Annotated in this window: 18 protein-coding genes; 17 read left to right on the top strand and 1 reads right to left on the bottom strand. The window is 38.2% G+C overall.

Going from position 1 to position 17,555, the window contains the following annotated elements; genetic code table 11:
• The first annotated feature begins 70 nt into the window (after window positions 1–70).
• The 9 genes from cmk (at window position 71) to AC3B6Y_RS00730 (ending at window position 10,314) form a co-directional block, all read left to right on the top strand.
• Entirely contained in the window at window positions 71–736 is a 666-nt protein-coding gene (gene cmk / locus AC3B6Y_RS00770) for a (d)CMP kinase (RefSeq protein ID WP_489757912.1), read from the top strand.
• A gap of 71 nt (window positions 737–807) precedes the next feature.
• The gene (gene rpsA, locus AC3B6Y_RS00765) at window positions 808–2,007 is read left to right on the top strand and encodes a 30S ribosomal protein S1 (protein WP_489791151.1); all 1,200 of its coding nucleotides are present in this window, start codon (window positions 808–810) and stop codon (window positions 2,005–2,007) included.
• Window positions 2,008–2,080: 73 nt separating this feature from the next.
• Window positions 2,081–3,394, top strand: a complete 1,314-nt coding sequence (der, locus tag AC3B6Y_RS00760) for a ribosome biogenesis GTPase Der (protein ID WP_489775426.1) — start codon at window positions 2,081–2,083, stop codon at window positions 3,392–3,394.
• Window positions 3,395–3,573: 179 nt separating this feature from the next.
• Window positions 3,574–3,849, top strand: coding sequence for an HU family DNA-binding protein (locus AC3B6Y_RS00755; RefSeq protein WP_489757915.1), 276 nt, complete (start codon window positions 3,574–3,576; stop codon window positions 3,847–3,849).
• Window positions 3,850–4,475: 626 nt separating this feature from the next.
• On the top strand, window positions 4,476–5,747 hold the full coding sequence (locus AC3B6Y_RS00750) for a tetratricopeptide repeat protein (RefSeq protein WP_489790323.1): 1,272 nt from the start codon (window positions 4,476–4,478) through the stop codon (window positions 5,745–5,747).
• Window positions 5,737–6,948: a CCA tRNA nucleotidyltransferase gene (locus AC3B6Y_RS00745; protein WP_489790324.1), complete on the top strand. Its 1,212-nt coding sequence runs from the start codon at window positions 5,737–5,739 to the stop codon at window positions 6,946–6,948. Before AC3B6Y_RS00750 ends, AC3B6Y_RS00745 begins: the two co-directional genes overlap by 11 nt.
• A 3-nt stretch (window positions 6,949–6,951) precedes the next feature.
• The gene (locus AC3B6Y_RS00740) at window positions 6,952–8,832 is read left to right on the top strand and encodes an ABC-F family ATP-binding cassette domain-containing protein (protein WP_489757918.1); all 1,881 of its coding nucleotides are present in this window, start codon (window positions 6,952–6,954) and stop codon (window positions 8,830–8,832) included.
• Window positions 8,832–9,791, top strand: a complete 960-nt coding sequence (locus AC3B6Y_RS00735) for a thymidylate synthase (RefSeq protein WP_489757919.1) — start codon at window positions 8,832–8,834, stop codon at window positions 9,789–9,791. Before AC3B6Y_RS00740 ends, AC3B6Y_RS00735 begins: the two co-directional genes overlap by 1 nt.
• Window positions 9,792–9,801: 10 nt before the next feature.
• On the top strand, window positions 9,802–10,314 hold the full coding sequence (locus AC3B6Y_RS00730) for a dihydrofolate reductase (protein ID WP_489757920.1): 513 nt from the start codon (window positions 9,802–9,804) through the stop codon (window positions 10,312–10,314).
• Here the strand turns inward: AC3B6Y_RS00730 and trhA are convergent.
• Window positions 10,299–10,961, bottom strand: a complete 663-nt coding sequence (trhA, locus tag AC3B6Y_RS00725; RefSeq protein WP_489757921.1) for a PAQR family membrane homeostasis protein TrhA — start codon at window positions 10,959–10,961, stop codon at window positions 10,299–10,301. The two genes, AC3B6Y_RS00730 and trhA, sit on opposite strands and share 16 nt — an antisense overlap.
• Window positions 10,962–11,087: 126 nt before the next feature.
• Between trhA and AC3B6Y_RS00720 the strand changes: the two genes are divergently transcribed.
• From AC3B6Y_RS00720 to dprA, 8 genes are read left to right on the top strand one after another with little or no spacing between them, the layout of a single operon-like run.
• Window positions 11,088–11,933 carry a DegV family protein gene (locus AC3B6Y_RS00720; protein WP_489757922.1) on the top strand — a complete coding sequence of 282 codons (846 nt, stop codon included), beginning with the start codon at window positions 11,088–11,090 and terminating at the stop codon, window positions 11,931–11,933.
• A 38-nt stretch (window positions 11,934–11,971) separates the two neighbouring features.
• Window positions 11,972–12,757, top strand: a complete 786-nt coding sequence (locus AC3B6Y_RS00715; protein WP_489775420.1) for a GDSL-type esterase/lipase family protein — start codon at window positions 11,972–11,974, stop codon at window positions 12,755–12,757.
• Entirely contained in the window at window positions 12,754–13,356 is a 603-nt protein-coding gene (locus AC3B6Y_RS00710; RefSeq protein ID WP_489757924.1) for a YpmS family protein, read from the top strand. The genes AC3B6Y_RS00715 and AC3B6Y_RS00710 overlap by 4 nt, the downstream gene beginning before the upstream one ends.
• Before the next feature lie 12 nt (window positions 13,357–13,368).
• Window positions 13,369–13,602 carry a YozE family protein gene (locus AC3B6Y_RS00705; protein ID WP_489757925.1) on the top strand — a complete coding sequence of 78 codons (234 nt, stop codon included), beginning with the start codon at window positions 13,369–13,371 and terminating at the stop codon, window positions 13,600–13,602.
• Window positions 13,603–13,620: 18 nt separating this feature from the next.
• Window positions 13,621–15,030, top strand: coding sequence for a S41 family peptidase (locus AC3B6Y_RS00700; protein WP_489769745.1), 1,410 nt, complete (start codon window positions 13,621–13,623; stop codon window positions 15,028–15,030).
• 4 nt (window positions 15,031–15,034) lie between these two features.
• Window positions 15,035–15,883, top strand: a complete 849-nt coding sequence (ylqF, locus tag AC3B6Y_RS00695; RefSeq protein WP_489757927.1) for a ribosome biogenesis GTPase YlqF — start codon at window positions 15,035–15,037, stop codon at window positions 15,881–15,883.
• Entirely contained in the window at window positions 15,876–16,658 is a 783-nt protein-coding gene (gene rnhB, locus AC3B6Y_RS00690; protein WP_489791150.1) for a ribonuclease HII, read from the top strand. The genes ylqF and rnhB overlap by 8 nt, the downstream gene beginning before the upstream one ends.
• A gap of 31 nt (window positions 16,659–16,689) precedes the next feature.
• Window positions 16,690–17,550, top strand: coding sequence for a DNA-processing protein DprA (dprA, locus tag AC3B6Y_RS00685; protein ID WP_489791149.1), 861 nt, complete (start codon window positions 16,690–16,692; stop codon window positions 17,548–17,550).
• Window positions 17,551–17,555: the final 5 nt, after the last annotated feature.

The raw sequence follows: 17,555 nt of genomic DNA, 5'->3' as shown, positions 1-17,555 counted from the left end.
ATGTTCATTTTGTTAGATGAGTATGAGTCTTATTGGCCCAACCTCTTTTACTGTTATTAGGAGTGCTTAAATGCAAATAGCTATTGATGGACCAGCTTCTGCTGGTAAAAGTACAATTGCAAAAGCAGTTGCACAAAAATTAAATTTTTTATATGTTGATACGGGAGCTATGTATCGCGCAGCCACTTGGTTAGCGACGCAATTGCAGCTTGATTACGGTGCTGAAGCTGCAATTGTTCAAGCGTTGCAAGCCAATCCAGTTACTTTTCGATTAGAAAATCAACAACAGTTAGTTTACGCCGGTCAAGAAGATGTCACGGCGGCAATTCGGACACCAATCATTGCGCAAAATGTTTCACAAGTTTCGGCGTTACAAGGGGTACGGACATTGTTAGTGCAACAACAACGAGCATTGGCACAAAACAACGATGTAGTCATGGATGGCCGAGATATTGGGACTGTGGTCTTACCCCACGCACAAGTTAAAATTTTTATGACAGCGAGTGTTCAAGAACGTGCACAGCGGCGTTATCAAGAAAATTTAACTCGTAAAATTACCACACCTTTAGCCCAAATTGAAGAAGAGATTACGCAACGTGATTATAAAGACTCTCATCGAAGTATTTCACCATTAATTCAGGCGAAAGATGCGCAAATTCTTGATACGACTGGCTTGAACATTGATCAAGTTATTGACAAAGCACTGCAAATTATTCAAATAAAATTAAAGAATTAATTAATAGCACTGGTAATTGAAGTGATTTTACATTAAGATAGATTTCGAACGATGGCGAGGAGGATGTAAAAATGGCTGAAGAGAATAACAGCATAAATCCCATGGAGCAAGCGCTTGATAGTTTTGATCAAGTACAAATTGGCGATGTGGTTACCGCGGAGGTATTATCAGTTGAAGACAATCAACTGGTTGTAGGTATTGATAATTCTGGAGTTGAAGGAGTTGTCCCACTGCGTGAACTAACTGCAGATCGGAAGGCTGATATTCATAAGCTGGCACAAGTTGGCGATAAATTAGAATTATTAGTCGTGCGGCATTCTGCGAGTGACAAAGAAGACGGTAGTTTTATTTTATCTCAACGCCGTATTGAAAATCAAAAAGCCTACGCTAAAATGGCTGATTTGATGAATCAAGATACTACAGTTCAAGGAAAAGTTACCGGAACTGTCAAAAGTGGTTTGTTAGTTGAAGTGGACGGTTTGCGTGGTTTCATTCCGGCTTCGATGATTTCAGATCATTTTGTTCGTGATTTAAAGCCTTACGTTGGCCAAACTTTAGATTTGAAAATTATTGAAGTGCAACCAGCTAAGAATCGCTTTGTTTTATCACATAAAGAAATTGCAGCTCAAGAAAAGAAGCAACGTGAAGCTGAAGTTATGGAACGCATCTTACCAGGTGATATTATCGAAGCTAAGGTTTCTCGTTTAACTAATTTTGGCGCCTTTATTGATTTAGGCGGTATGGACGGCTTAGTTCATGTTTCACAAATTTCTTATGAACGAGTTAATCAGCCAGCTGATGTTTTAGAAGTTGGGCAAAAGGTTAAAGTTAAAGTTTTAGATGTTGATAAAGAACGTGGACGAATTTCTTTGTCTATTAAAGCTGCACAACCAGGACCTTGGGAAAGTGTTTCCGAAAAGATTGCCGTTGGTGATGAAATCGACGGTGTCGTCAAACGCTTGACTGATTTTGGCGCCTTTGTTGAAGTCTTACCAGGGGTTGAAGGATTAGTTCATGTTTCCCAAATTTCTTGGAATCATGTCGATAAGCCAGCTGATGTTTTACAAGTTGGTCAACAAGTTCACATGAAAGTCTTAAATGTCGATCCAGAGCAAAAGCGTTTAGGTCTGTCAATTAAAGAATTAACGGAAAATCCGCATGCTAAAAAAGAAGCTGAATCTCAAGAAGAAGAGATTGATTACACTTTGCCTGATGAAGAACGTGGTTTTGCTTTAGGTGATATTGTGGATGATGAAAATTCTCAAAATTAATCAAACTTATTGTGCAAAAGCTGACTCTTTGGAGCCAGTTTTTTTGATTAAATAATTTTAAGAAGGTGAAAATATGGCAATGCCAGTAGTAGCATTAGTTGGACGCCCTAACGTTGGAAAATCTACCTTGTTTAATCGAATTGCAAGTGAACGAATCGCTATTGTTGAAGATACTCCTGGAGTAACTCGCGATCGGATTTATACGCATGCTGAATGGCTAAATAAACAATTTACGGTGATTGATACAGGCGGAATTACTTTAGAAGATACAACGCTCAATCAAGAAATTAAAAGCCAAGCAGAAATTGCCATCGACGAAGCTGATGTCATTGTGATGGTTGTTGATGGTCGGGTGGGCGTCGTTAAAGAAGATGAAACGGTAGCTCATATCTTGTTTCAAGCTAAGAAGCCCGTCGTTTTAGCAGTTAATAAGGCCGATAATTTAGAGCAGCGTCAAGATATTTATGAATTTTATACGTTAGGTTTAGGTGAACCATTCCCCGTTTCCGGAGTTCATGGTACAGGTTTGGGAGATTTATTAGATCAAGTGGTTCAAAGTTTTCCTGATGACCAATTAGTTGATGAAGATCCTGCTATTAAATTTAGCTTTATTGGACGACCGAATGTCGGTAAGTCGTCATTAGTTAATGCCATTTTAGGCGAACGGCGTGTAATTGTTTCCAATATGGAAGGGACGACACGTGATTCGATTGATACCAGTTTTGTGGATGATGAAGGCCAATTGTATACGATGATTGATACTGCGGGCATTCGTAAACGTGGTAAAGTATATGAAAACACGGAAAAGTATTCAGTGATGCGGGCTATGCGCGCGATTGATCGTAGTGATGTAGTCGTTATGGTGATTGATGGCGAGCAAGGGATTCGTGAGCAAGATAAACGAGTTGCTGGTTTAGCGCACGAAGCTGGTCGTGGGGTCATTATTGCGGTTAATAAGTGGGATGCTGTCCAACATAAAGATCAAAAAACGATGCAAGAATTTACAGATTATTTGCGCCAAGAATTTCGATATTTAAATTATGCACCAATTGTTTTTGTGTCAGCACTGAAAAACCAACGCTTAGATCAAATTGTTGAACTAGTAACGGCAGTTTATGAAAACCAAAATCGGCGGATTCAATCGTCATTGCTGAATGATTTATTGTTAAAAGCTACTGCAATTGCGCCAGCACCAACTGTGAAAAATAAACGTTTGCGGCTATATTATTTGACGCAAGTTGCGGTTAATCCACCAACCTTTGTCGCTTTTGTGAATGATCCAGAGCTCTTTCATTTTTCGTATGAGCGCTTTATTGTAAATCAGTTACGGGAAATGTTTGATTTTACTGGTACGCCGATTAAGATCATTGCGCGAATGCGGAAATAGACTGTTTTGGTGGATTTAAATAAAATTTTTATTAAGAATTACAAAAGTTCGTAAAAAAATGTGATTATTCCTTGCTAGCTTGGGAATCTTATGATAATTTGTTAAAGAATGATGGTGTGGTAGTCGTCATTTTGATTAAGTAATGATCACTTCATTGCTTCACGGAGGTGAAAAAAATTATGGCAAATAAAGCAGAATTAATTCAAAATGTAGCTGAAAAAACTGGTTTAACTAAGAAGGATTCTACTGCTGCAGTTGATGCAGTTTTCAGTTCTATCCAAGAAAGTTTAGTTAAGGGCGAAAAAGTTCAATTAATTGGTTTTGGTAATTTTGAAGTTCGTCATCGTGCTGCTCGTAAGGGTCGCAACCCACAAACGAATGAAGAAATCACAATTCCTGCTAGTGATGTTCCTGCCTTCAAACCAGGTAAGACATTAAAAGACGCAGTTAAATAATTTTTTAAAAGATTGTTTATCACGGGCGATTATAATATTTGTTATAATCGTCTTAGCTTACATAAGGAAATTGTTCTGGGAAAATGTGCTTAACCGCTGGTCAGCTAATTAAGTCCGCTTTTCCCAACTATTATTTATTTGCCGGTATAATTGATAAGGATGCAACTAGCCTGAAATAGAAGTTAGGACAAAAGTAGATGAGAAGTTGCGTACTAACGATATTCCAGATTAAAGTCTGAACTTTAATTTTCGAATTGTATAAAGTTGGATACGAGCTACTGACTTTGGGAATATTATCAAAAGAAAATGTTCGTCTCAATTGACGCCAAATTCTTTGGGTCCTAGTTTCTTGAAGGTTCATGCGACAATACTAAATCTAAAAGTTATTAAAAAATTAGTCATTAAAACTGACTTTTGGAAATTACTGATTAAGTAGTTTTTTCAGAGGATTTTATATAACTTGGGAGTTTTTAAATACTTTAGTGATTGTTGTGCTAGTCGTACCCTTATTTTTTTGGATCAAAAGTGTCAAATTGATTTAGAAAATATTTTATGACAGATGTAATACTGGTAAGTCTCTTAATTTGTGTTATCTTGAAATTAACGGAATTAAAGGAGTATTTTAAATGACATATAGCAAACAGGCGGTGGCGGCTTTACAACAAGGTGATTTTGACCATGGACAGTCACTGTTAAAACAAGCTTTACAGCGTGATTCTGTAGATGATTTGTATGAAGCGGCACAACAGCTACAGCAGTCAGGATTAGTGGATAGTGCAATTGTAGTTTACCGCTCCTTGTTAAAACAATTGCCTCAGGAGGATATTCTAAAAGTTAATTTGGCAGAGACGCTGATTTCTAATGATGAAGTTGATGAAGCAACCAATTTGTTGGCACAAATTCAGGCAGATTCACCGGCTTATGTCGCATCATTAATGGTTAGTGCGGATCTTTATCAAACCTTAGGTCTTTATGAGGTTAGTGAGCAAAAATTGCAACAAGCATTAAAATTAGCACCACAGGAACAAGTGATTCAATTTGCGTTAGCGGAATTATATTTTAACGAAAATCAATTTCAACAAGCAGCTGATTATTATGAGCAGTTAATTGATCAAGATGTTTTCGAATTTTCAGGAATTTCACTGTACCAACGCTTAGCTGCAGCGCAAGTGGGACTAGGTGATTATGAAGCGGCGGAGGCCAGTTATCAACAAACCACACCCGAATTTTTAAATGCGGATAATCTATATAATTATGCTAATCTGGAATTAGAATTAAAACATTATCAACAAGCACAGACTTTAATTGAACAATTATTACAACTAGCACCGGATTATACTTCAGGTTATATTTTGGAAAGTCGCTTAAATTTGGCCCAGAATCAGCCAGCTGCGGCATTTAAAGCAGCTCAGCAAGGATTGAGCTATGATCCTTATAGTGAATTGTTATATGAATTGGTAGCTACCAGTGCACAACGACTAGGTGATTTAGATCCAGCAGTGACTTTATTAAAACAAGGTTTGAAGATGTTAGATGCGCCAACTAGTTTAATTTTAGCTTTGAGTCAAATTTATTTATTAAAAAATGAACACCAAGCAAATTTGAATTTATTGGACCAATATGCAGATCAGTTGCGTGATGATGGACAAGCACAATGGAACCGGGCCCGCTCCTTGAGCGCTCTCGAACAAATTTCGGCCGCCCAAACGGCTTTTTTGAGTGTTTATGATCAATTTAAGGATAATCCTAATTATTTAAAGGACTTGATTACTTTATTACGGAAAAGTTCAGCTCCAGATTTGCTGAAAAATGCTGTTCATAATTATCTAAAATTAGTACCTAACGATTGGGAAATGAATGAGTTGGAACAGGAGTTGAATTTAAACAATGAGAATTGAACATTTTCCGACTGCGATTGCAGCAGCAATTCCTGTTTTAGAGCAAATTAATGCGGCTGGCTTTGAGGCTTACTTTGTTGGTGGTTGTGTCCGTGACATGTTATTACAACGTCCGATTCATGATGTGGACTTGGCGACTAGTGCCTATCCGGCAGAAATCAAAGCTATTTTTAACCATACTGCAGATACCGGGATTGATCATGGAACAGTGACCGTCATTACTGCTCATCAAACTTATGAAATTACCACTTTTCGGACTGAATCGGGGTATCAAGATTATCGTCGTCCTGATCATGTAGAGTTTGTGCGGTCTTTAAAACAAGATTTAAAACGCCGCGATTTTACGATCAATGCATTAGCTATGACGACTCAAGGTCAGATTATTGACTTATTTGGGGGAGTAGCTGATTTACAACACCGCCGGATTAAAGCCGTTGGCAATCCTCAAGAACGTTTTCACGAAGATGCTTTGCGCATGCTTCGCGCGGTCCGCTTTCAAGCACAGCTCGACTTTACAATCGATGCTGCGACACAAGCAGGGATTGCAGCTAATGCGAATTTATTGTCTAAAATTGCGGTTGAACGAATTCGCGATGAGTGGCTGAAATTAATGCAAGCACCGTGTTGGCAAGTCGGTTTAGAAACGATGCTACAAACACAATTGAATCGGTATTGTCCACAACTGGCTGATGCTCAAGTATCCGAATTATTAACGTTAGATGCCCAGCTAAATTTACAAAATCAAACGCAAGTTTGGACTTTATTGGGCTGGCAATGGCAGCTGGATAAAGCCCAATTGTTACAATTTTTGAAAGCTTGGAAATTGGCGAATGCTGTTATTAAAGTCACCATGAAGAGCGTGCAATTATTGCAACAATTACCACAACTAACGACTTGGGATATTTACCAGGCTCAAAAACCAGTGGTCCAAAATTGTTGCCAATTGTTGGGCTTGTTAAATCAAAAAGATCAAGCACAGCAATTGGCAGCAGTTTATCAACAATTGCCCATTAAAAGTAGTCATGATTTGGCAGTGGACGGACAATTGCTCATGCAAGAATTAAACTTGAAACCGGGGCCAAAGATTGGTCAAGATTTATTGTGGATTCAGCAACAAATTGTAAGTCGACAATTAGCTAACCAGCAACAAGAAATACTCAAAGCTTTACGACAACGTGATGCTCAGATTAAAGGTGATTAAGTTATGAAAATGTTTAGTGTCAATAATTTGCAACAATCATTTGGAGCACGAACTTTATTTAAGCAAGTTAATTTTAAAATTCAACAACCGGATCGCATTGGCTTGTTAGGATTAAACGGGGTTGGTAAAACGACGCTACTTAATTCTTTGGTTGATGAAACTTTACTCAAGCAAGGTGTGATTGACCATCCGCGCGATTATCAAATTAGCTACTTGAAGCAGAATCCGTATTTAGATCCGCAAAAAACGGTGTTAGAGGCCATTTTACAGGGGGACGAACCCTTGTATGTCAGTGTGCGGCAATACGAAGCAGCATTAAGTCAATATAGTAGAGATAGCGATAATCCCCAAGTTGCGCAGAACTTTTTTCAAGCACAAGAACAAATGGATCGCATTGATGGTTGGGAGTTTCAAGCAACTGTCGAAACGATTTTGACGAAATTAGGCATTACTGAATTTAATCAACGAATTCAAGAATTGTCGGGTGGTCAGGTGCGCCGAGTCAGTTTAGCGCAAATTTTAGTTTCTGATTCTGATTTATTAATCTTAGATGAACCGACTAATCACTTGGATGAAACAGCTATCAGCTGGCTAGCTAATTTTTTAAATAATTATGCTGGTGCTGTGATTTTCGTGACCCATGACCGCTACTTTTTAAACTTAGTTGCTAATCGTATTTTTGAATTAAGTAATCAAACATTACAAGAATATAGTGGTAATTATGAAGACTATTTACAAAAGCGGGCCCAAAATGAGGCCACTTTAGCAGCAACGAGACAACACCAGCAGAATTTATACCGCCATGAATTAAAATGGATTCGGGCTGGGGTTCAGGCCCGAGGAACCAAACAAAATGCCCGTGTGGAGCGGTTTAAAGAACTAAGTCAAACTTTAAAAAATCAATCTCAGTTTTCAGAGCAACAACTCAATATTGATATACAACACCAACGCTTGGGTAAAGATGTATTCGAATTAAAACAAGCACAATTGGCATTTGGCCAACAAGTCTTATTACAAGATTTAACATTAAGAATTAATTCTGGTGAGCATGTAGGAATTATTGGCGCTAACGGTGCCGGAAAAACCACTTTTTTGAATGTTTTGGCAGGTCGCCAGCAGTTAACAAAGGGTCAATTAAATGTTGGTCAAACAGTTAAAATTGGTTATTATACGCAACAAGTAGAACAAATGGACCCAAGCCAACGAGTAATTACTTATCTAGAATCTATTGGCCAAAATGTGGCTAACAGTGAGGGCGATAAGATGTCGGCTTCACAATTACTGGAACAATTTTTATTTTCTCCTAAACAGCAGGGGGCGTTTATTCGTGACTTATCCGGCGGTGAACAACGGCGGCTATATCTGTTAGCCATTCTCATTCAACAACCGAATGTTTTATTGTTTGATGAACCAACTAATAATTTGGATATTGAAACCATGACAATTCTGGAAGATTATTTAACCCAGTTTAGTGGTAGTGTCATTACGGTTTCGCATGATCGTTATTTTTTGGACAAAATTACTGATGATTTATTAATTTTCCACGGTCACGGTCAAGTGCAGCGTTATTGGGGTTCTTATTCACAATATTTAACAAGTAATCAAACTAAAGCGAAGAAAGCCGCGTCAAATAAAGCGGCTGCGCCGCAAGTCAAAACAGCGCCAACTAATAAATTAACTTATGCGCAACAATTGGAATTAAAAGATCTAGAGCCTAAAATCACTCGGTTAGAACAACAAAAAGCGCATTTAGAACAGTTAATGAGTACGGAAGGTAATAATTATCAAGAAATTTTGAAGCATCAAACAGAACTGACTGAGGTTAAACAGCAATTAGATATGGCGAGTGATCGGTGGTTAGAATTAGCAGAGAGGGATAACTAATGGCAACAACTAAAAATGAAGAACAGTATTTACAGTTGTTACACACGGTTTTAACGACGGGGCAATTTAAGACGGATCGCACTCAGACCGGAACTTATAGTTTGTTTGGTTACCAAATGAAGTTTGATTTACAAGATAGTTTCCCCCTGTTAACGACTAAAAAAGTCCCTTTTGGTTTGATTAAATCGGAATTATTATGGTTTTTACGGGGTGATAGTAATATTAAGTATTTATTACAACATAATAACCATATTTGGGATGAATGGGCTTTTCAAAAATATGTCCAAAGTTCTGCTTACCAAGGTCCCGATATGACAGACTTTGGGCACCGAGCATTACAAGATGCGCAGTTCAATCAGGAATATCAACGACAAAAGCAATTGTTTTGCCAACAAATTTTACAAGATGATCAGTTTGCGCAAAAATTTGGTGACTTGGGTAATGTCTATGGGAAACAGTGGCGTCATTGGCAAGCTGACGGACAAGAAATTGATCAAATTGCCCAGGTGATTGAACAAATTCAAACGAATCCTGATTCTCGCCGACTAATTGTGACAGCTTGGAATCCGGCAGAATTAAAAAACATGGCTCTTCCTCCTTGCCACACCTTGTTTCAGTTTTATGTTAACGATGGTTATTTGTCGTGCCAGTTATATCAACGGAGTGCAGATTTGTTTTTGGGTGTGCCGTTTAATATTGCCAGTTATGCGTTATTAACACAATTAATTGCCCAAGTAACTCATTTAAAACCGGGAAAATTGATTCATACCTTGGGTGACGCCCATATTTATCAAAATCATTTAGCCCAAGTTAAATTGCAACTACAACGTCAACCAACGGCGGGACCGCAACTGGTTTTAGATCCGCAAATAACGAGTATTGATCAGTTAACGTTGCAACAAATTAACGTACAAAATTATCATCCCCAGTCCAGTATTTCGGCCCCCGTGGCTGTTTAAGGAGTAAAGCATGCTAGCATATATTTGGGCCGAAGATCAAAATCACTTAATTGGCCAAAACGGGCATTTGCCGTGGCAGTTACCAGCAGATTTACATTATTTAAAACAAACAACGCTACACAGTACAATCGTGATGGGTTCTAAAACTTTGCGTAGTTTTCCTCATGCGCGACCTTTGCCAGAACGGAGAAATATCGTTTTGACACATTTTCCTGAGCAATTTTCGCAAACAGCCGACTTAACCGTGGCGACCTCGCAAAGGGAAATTGAGCAGTTAATTAGTCACGATGAGCGGGTATTTATCTTTGGAGGACCAGCTTTATTTACTATGTTTGCCCAGCAAGTTCAACGTTTATATGTAACTAAAATCGCCGCACAATTTAGCGGCGATACGTGGATGATTCCCATTGATTACCAACAATTTCAACTCATTAAGCGACAAACTGGTCAAGTTGATGACCAAAATCTTTGGGCTCATGAATTTTTAGTTTATCAACGGCGAGATCATTATAAAAATAAATAAACTGAGAAAAACATCAAAGTGGTACCCAGCATCACAAAGATGTGCCAAATAACGTGAATGTATTTAATACCCCGCATTGTATACAGTAAAGCGCCAATAGTGAAGGCAATTCCTCCAAAAAACAGGAGCAAAATTCCAGTAGTACCTAAGGAATGATGTAGGGGCTTCATGGCTAAAATGACTAACCATCCCATGATAACGTACAGGCTAGTATCAATGATAGGGTGCGCGCCCAAGTTAAAAATTTTGTAAATGATACCACCAATAGTAATGATCCAAATAGTACTTAATAAAACAATATTAAATGGTGCGGGGATTCCGAGTAGACAAAAAGGTGTGTAAGTCCCCGCAATTAATAAGAAGATAGAACTGTGGTCTAGAATCTGAAAAATGTGTTGAGCTTTAGTAAAGTAAAGACTATGAAAAAGTGTTGAACAAAGATACAAAAAAATAAGTGTACAGCTATAAATTAAGTAGGCGCTCAAAGTTTTAGCCATGGGGTGCTGATGGACAGCTTTAATAATTAATAATACAGTACCGGCGATTGCCAGTAGTAGACCGATTCCGTGAGTAATGGCACTGAAGATTTCGTTAGTAATTCGGTAAATTTTCGAAGTTTTTTGAGGTTTGGCAAAAATATTGGTCAAGACAAGCGCTCCTTTAATTAATAAAAATGTGCTAAAGTTGTGAACGTTTGATACAATCTTTAAGTAAACAACTCTTTTAGAGATTATAGCTTAAAGACCTGAAATGATAAAGGTAGGTTTCCACAAATGACAAATGTAAAAATCTTAACAGATTCTTCTGTGCAACTGACACCAAAAGAAATTACAGACTATCAAATTACAGTAGTGCCATTAACTGTTGAAATTGATAATCAACAATATGTTGATGGTCAAGACATTACTCGCCAGGAATTTTCCCAAAAAATGTTGGCTAGTACTAATTTTCCGAAAACGAGTCAACCACCCATCGGTCGCTTTGTCGAGGCCTTTAACAAATTAGGTCAAGATGGCAGTGAGGTATTGGCCATTACCTTGACTAAGGGATTAAGTGGTACGGTAGATGCTGCCAAGCAAGCAGCAGAGTTGACTTCCACCAAAGTGACCGTGGTTGATAGTGGTTCAACAGATCGAGGGATGGCTTTTCAAGTTTTAGCAGCTGCGAAAATGGCACAGCAGAAAAAAACAGTGGCCGAAATTTTACCCGCGATTAAACATATTGCTGAACAAACGCAATTATACGTTTGTATTCCCCATCCAGAAAATATTATTAAAGGCGGACGTCTAGGCAAAATGGCGGCGACATTGACGTCATTATTAAATATTGATGTGGTTGTGCAGTTACAAAATCATAAATTGACGATTGCCAAAAAGGGACGCGGAATTAAAGTGATTAAGAATTTTATTCAATCACGTATTGAAGATATTGATGCACATGGCGACCAAATTAGTGAAATTGGCATGTCTTATGTGAGTGATGATACTTTGCCGCAGCAAATTAAACAACAAGTTCAAGCTCAATTTCCGCAGATTAAGACCACAATTGAACTAACTAGTCCGATTATTATGACCCATACTGGCGAGGGTGCCTTTGCGATTATTTATTATCGGCAATAATAAGCGGTTAACAATTTGATAAATTGAAGGAGTTAACTTTGCAAAAAATAAAGATTCTCATTAGTTTTTTGTTAGCTATTAGCTTAGTCAACATTCACGTTCATCAAGTTGCTGCTAAGAGTCAAACAACTACTTTAAAAGTGGTGGCTGTGGGTGATTCTTTGACTTATGGCGTTGGTGACGGTCACCATCAAGGTGGTTATACGCATTTGATTCAAAAACCTTTAAGAATAGCCAGTCATCGCCGAGTAAAAATGCGAAATTTTGGTATTAGTGGTGAAACGAGCGGACAAATTTTAAAGCGGGTTCAACATAACGCTGCTCTCAAAAAAGCATTGCAGAAAAGTGATATTGTTATCCTGACAGCTGGTGGTAATAATATTATGCATGTTTTACAAAAACATGGGTTAAATTTGTCCAATCAACAATTTCAAGCGGCTAATGATGCTTATGTGCAACAAATGTCTCAAATGGTGATGACTATTCGGCGCTATAATGATAAAGCGCCGATTTATTTGATTGGCATTTATAATCCGTATGCTATTTATGTTAAAAAAGCTCGGAGTGTGCAGCAGGCGGTTTTGCAATGGAATCAATCCAGCAAAAATTTAGCCCATAATAATTATCGAATGCATTTTGTGGATGTGTCAGCTATTGCTCAACCTAAAAAATTGAAATATTCGAAAAAAGAACAAACAACAACAAATCCGTTGTTATATACGAAAGACTATTTTCATCCCAATCATCAAGGTTATCAGTTAATGACCAAAAAATTATGGCACCAACTGCAATTAAGCCAAAAGGAGTGGATTAATTTAAAATGAGACGCAGTGTAGATACAAAACGTAATTGGTGGAAATGGGCTTTTTTAATATTAGTGGCAATCCTGATTCTGGGAGGTGCGGGTATGTGGTATGCTGTAACGCGCCCGATTGATTCTGCGGTTATTTCTAAACAACCTGCACCAGCCAATGATTCTCAACCAGTTTTTGAAGTAACGTTAACTAAGCAGCAAGCACAGAGGCTAGCAAATCATTATATTAATGAATATTTAAACAGTAAGGATATTCAATATCATTTAAAATTTGATCAACACATTTCGTTAGTGGGGAGTGCTGATTTGTTAGGGTCAAAAATTGATTTTCAGCTACAAACGGCTTCTTTTCCCACTGCTAGTGGTGGTGTCCAATTAAAAGCCCAACATCTAAAAATTGGTCACTTGGGTATTCCGTTGGGCTTTGTTCTCGGTTATATTCAACATAATTATCATTTTCCTTCTTGGGTAAGCATTAATAGCAGTAAGCAATTAATCAATATTAATTTACAAGATTATCAAAATGACAGTGGTTATTATTTTAAAGTCAAAGATTTAGATTTGCACAAAAATAAAATTGTCGTTAGTGTTTATTCGAGCAAGTTTTAGGAGTGTTAGTTGATGGAAAAATCTTTTTATGAATATTTAATGACGCAACGAAATCCTAATAGTACTAGTCCCATTGCTCATTTTGCGGAAGCGGCTTTTTTTGACCAAACTTTTCCAAAACAAGCGCAAGACTATACAGAAATTTCGGAATATCTGGAATTGAATGGATCGTATTTACCGACAATGGACATTTATGATCAGGCTTTTGCTAAATATCAAGAGTCCCAGGCACATTTTAATTCTTAAAGAAACGAGTGATTCGGCATGAAAAAAAAGTTTTCTTGGTCAACAGTAATATTTTCCATTGTTGGTGGAATTTTAATTGGGGTTGCTGGCGCATTTATTTTTATGGCAGTGGAACTTAAGAATCAAGGTTCTATGGGTAATTTTAGCCAAGTTCAACAAGTATATGAAACAATTAATCAAAATTATTATCAGAAAGTATCTTCTAAAAAGCTAATCAATGGTGCAATTAAGGGAATGCTGGAGTCTTTGGATGATCCTTATTCGGAGTTTATGGCGGACCAAGATCAAGATTCATTCAATAGTAATATTTCTGGGAAAATTTCTGGGATCGGAGCTACGATTGAACAAGCTAATGCTGGCATTCAAATTGTTTCAGCAATGCCGAAATCACCAGCGGCTAAAGCCGGTTTAAAAACTAAAGATATTATTACCAAAATTAATCAACATTCCACGCAAAAAATGACAGTTGATCAAGCTTCGCAATTGACCCGTGGTAAAGCAGGGACCAAAGTTCATTTAGAAATTAGACGCGGCACACAAACCTTTACTAAAACTTTGGTTCGGGCACCAATTAAAGTGGCGACGGTAATGGGCAAAGTGGTTAATCATCATGGCAAAGTAGCCGAAATTACGATTACCCAATTTTCCGAACATACTGCTAGTGAGCTGAAGCGAGAAATACAAAAAGTTCAACGTCAAGGTGCCCAAAAGTTAATTATTGATGTTCGAAATAACCCTGGTGGAGTTATGGAACAAGCATTAGCGGCCTCTAGTATGTTTCTGACCAATGGTCAAAAGATAATGACTATGGTTTCACGAACGGATGGGACGAAGACGTATCATGCTAGTGCGAAATATTTAAAAAATTATAAAGTTAAATTACCGACGGTCGTTTTAGTTGATAAGGGTACCGCCAGTGCTGCTGAAATTTTTGCAGCAGCCTTAAAGCAGTCTGCACAAATACCAGTGATTGGTGAAAAGACCTTTGGTAAGGGAGTGGTGCAAACTTTAAGTCCGTTAAGTTCAGACTCAGAGATGAAAATCACTACCGCTAAGTGGTTGACCCCCAATGGTTCTTGGATTAATCACAAAGGCTTAGAACCGACACTCAAAGTTAAGTATCCAGATTATTTAAATATTAATGCTTTTACCAGTCAAAAAACGATTACTGCTCAGCAAACTAGCGGCGATGTGAAAGTTGCTCAAAAAGTGTTAAATGCTGTGGGATTAGCAGTTCCAGTTACCGGCCAGTTGGATGCGACTACGCAACAACAATTGACAGCCTTTCAAGTACAACAGCAATTACCACAACAAAGTGGTAATTTGGATGCTAAAACTAGACAAGCTTTAACCCAAGCTTTAATGCAAAAGGCTCAAGGACATGATCCAATGTTGAACCAAGCATTTAAGGTACTAGAAAGGAAATAAGGACATGACGATTCAATGGTACCCAGGTCACATGAATAAGGCTAAAAATCAAATCCAAGACCATCTGAAATTAGTAGATTTAGTCTTAGAAGTGCGGGATGCCCGGTTGCCTTTTTCTTCGTTGAATCCGGTTTTAGATCAAATGATTAATTCCAAACCTCGGTTAATTATTTTGAATAAAGCTGATTTGGCCGATGAACGAATGACTAAGGCCTGGATTAATTTTTATCAAACAAAACAGCAATCAGTTATTGCTTTGGATGCACAGCATACTAATCAGTTACAACCGCTACTGAAGGCAATTGAACAATTAATGGCGCCAAAATTAAAAAAATACCAACAAAGCGGGGTCAAAAATTATACAGTGCGCGCCATGTGCATTGGTATTCCGAATGCTGGTAAATCAACATTATTAAATAAATTAGTTGGTAAAAAAGTGGCTGTGACGGGTAATCGCCCCGGTGTGACTAAAAATCAGAATTGGTTAAAGACTAAACACCATTTGGAATTGTTGGATACCCCAGGAGTTTTATGGCCCAAAATCACGCAAGAACGAGTCGGATTTAATTTAGCTTTGACGCAAGCGATTAGTGATAAAGTTATTCCACAACAAGACTTGGCTATTTATGCATTAGAATTTTGGCAACAGCACTATGAAACAATTTTACAACAAAAGTATCAATTAACCGCCCAACAATTAACTCTGACAGGTGCCCAATTATTAGTGCAATTGACCACTCAGTGGCATTTTGAGCAGGATTTTGATCGTGCGGCTCATAAAATTATTAATGATGTGCGTCAAGGATTATTGGGTAGATATACTCTAGATTGGGTGCAAGAAATCAATGACTGAATGGTCACAATTAAAGATTCACGAGATTAAAGAGTTAATTAGCCAGCAATCATTAACGAGTGCAGATTGGCAAACGTTGGCGCAAGATTCCCGCGCTGGCGTGCAAAAATTAGCTCAGTCGCATCAACGCCAGTTAACTAAAACGACGGCGTTAAAAGCGGCTTTTTTACGACGGCAAAAATTTGAACAACCTTTTTGGCAACAACAACAACTAGTAGCCGGAATTGATGAAGTTGGTCGGGGACCGTTAGCGGGACCAGTAGTTGTCGCCGCCGTTATTTTACCTGCGGATGTTAATTTAATTGAAATTAATGATTCCAAACAATTAAGTGATCACAAGCGCCATGAATTATATGGGCAAATTCTAGATCAAGCCATTGATGTTAGTGTAGCCGTAGGTAGTCCGCAATTAATCGATCAAGAAAATATTTATCATGCGACGGAGTTAACAATGGCACAAGCTGTTAGTCAATTATTGGTCCAACCTGATCATCTATTAGTTGATGCCATGCGGATTCCAATTCCCATTGCGCAAACTAAATTGATTAAAGGTGATGCGCGGAGTGTTTCGATTGGTGCTGCTAGTATTGTGGCTAAAGTTTATAGAGACGAATTAATGGTTAAGTATGATCAGGTTTATCCCGGTTACGGTTTTGCCCAAAATGCTGGCTACGGTACTAAAATTCATTTAGCAGGTTTACAGAAGCAAGGAATCTGTCCAATTCATCGACGTTCATTTGCGCCTGTCAAAAAATATTTGGCAGTAAATTCGTAATTTAAAAAAAATTACGGAGCTGGTGTTTGTTATGCAATTACGTCAATTATTATATCAATTATCCCAAACCCGTTGTGTGAGCAACAAAATAATGCTGCAAGTTTGTCAATTAAGCTTGCAGCATTATTCCGTTAGTCAATTAATTCAATTTGTGAAACAGCAACTAACGGTGACTAAACGCTCGTTATTTCAGCAACGCTTGCAACAAGATTATCCCATGATGCCACCATGTTTAACATTCTTGGACGCTGTTTATCCACAAAAGTTACGCGAAATCTATAATCCACCGGCTTTGCTATATTACCAAGGAAATTTACAGTTATTGAATCGCCCAACGGTTGCAATTGTTGGGGCGCGGCAAAGTAGTTTTTATACGCAAACAGTCGTACACAGTTTAGTTCCTGCTTTAGTGCAAGCTCAAGTAGTGACAGTGAGCGGGCTAGCTAAGGGAGCAGATGGTTGGTGTCACCAGATAACTTTAGACAATCAGGGGCAAACGATTGGGGTTGTGGGTAATAGTTTAGATTATTATTATCCGGCGGTTAATCGGCAATTACAAATGACTATTGCCCAACAAGGGTTATTGCTGTCTGAATATCCCCCTACAACGCACCCACAAAAATATTTTTTTCCACAGCGTAATCGCATTATTGCCGGTTTATGTCAGACATTAGTTGTCACACAAGCTAAAAAGCGCAGTGGCAGTTTAATTACGGCCCAATTGGCACTGCAAGAAAATCGGAACGTTTGGGCCGCTCCAGGACCGCTAGATAGTTCGTTATCCCAAGGTTGTAATGAACTAATTGCGGCGGGAGCGCGACCATATTTTGCTGCTGGTGATTTATTGGCTGAGTTAGGGCTTGAACAAAAAAATTTGACAAATAGGAAATGACTGGC

It is taken from the genome of Bombilactobacillus sp. ESL1092, from assembly GCF_058107465.1.
This window is presented reverse-complemented; position numbering and strand designations above follow the sequence as displayed.

Excerpts from the sequence above, each read along its gene's own strand:
- cmk (WP_489757912.1), top strand. The coding sequence starts at position 71 with ATGCAAATAGCTATTGATGGACCAGCTTCTGCTGGTAAAAGTACAATT.
- rpsA (WP_489791151.1), top strand. The coding sequence starts at position 808 with ATGGCTGAAGAGAATAACAGCATAAATCCCATGGAGCAAGCGCTTGAT.
- der (WP_489775426.1), top strand. The coding sequence starts at position 2,081 with ATGGCAATGCCAGTAGTAGCATTAGTTGGACGCCCTAACGTTGGAAAA.
- AC3B6Y_RS00755 (WP_489757915.1), top strand. The coding sequence starts at position 3,574 with ATGGCAAATAAAGCAGAATTAATTCAAAATGTAGCTGAAAAAACTGGT.
- AC3B6Y_RS00750 (WP_489790323.1), top strand. The coding sequence starts at position 4,476 with ATGACATATAGCAAACAGGCGGTGGCGGCTTTACAACAAGGTGATTTT.
- AC3B6Y_RS00745 (WP_489790324.1), top strand. The coding sequence starts at position 5,737 with ATGAGAATTGAACATTTTCCGACTGCGATTGCAGCAGCAATTCCTGTT.
- AC3B6Y_RS00740 (WP_489757918.1), top strand. The coding sequence starts at position 6,952 with ATGAAAATGTTTAGTGTCAATAATTTGCAACAATCATTTGGAGCACGA.
- AC3B6Y_RS00735 (WP_489757919.1), top strand. The coding sequence starts at position 8,832 with ATGGCAACAACTAAAAATGAAGAACAGTATTTACAGTTGTTACACACG.
- AC3B6Y_RS00730 (WP_489757920.1), top strand. The coding sequence starts at position 9,802 with ATGCTAGCATATATTTGGGCCGAAGATCAAAATCACTTAATTGGCCAA.
- AC3B6Y_RS00720 (WP_489757922.1), top strand. The coding sequence starts at position 11,088 with ATGACAAATGTAAAAATCTTAACAGATTCTTCTGTGCAACTGACACCA.
- AC3B6Y_RS00710 (WP_489757924.1), top strand. The coding sequence starts at position 12,754 with ATGAGACGCAGTGTAGATACAAAACGTAATTGGTGGAAATGGGCTTTT.
- AC3B6Y_RS00705 (WP_489757925.1), top strand. The coding sequence starts at position 13,369 with ATGGAAAAATCTTTTTATGAATATTTAATGACGCAACGAAATCCTAAT.
- AC3B6Y_RS00700 (WP_489769745.1), top strand. The coding sequence starts at position 13,621 with ATGAAAAAAAAGTTTTCTTGGTCAACAGTAATATTTTCCATTGTTGGT.
- ylqF (WP_489757927.1), top strand. The coding sequence starts at position 15,035 with ATGACGATTCAATGGTACCCAGGTCACATGAATAAGGCTAAAAATCAA.
- rnhB (WP_489791150.1), top strand. The coding sequence starts at position 15,876 with ATGACTGAATGGTCACAATTAAAGATTCACGAGATTAAAGAGTTAATT.
- dprA (WP_489791149.1), top strand. The coding sequence starts at position 16,690 with ATGCAATTACGTCAATTATTATATCAATTATCCCAAACCCGTTGTGTG.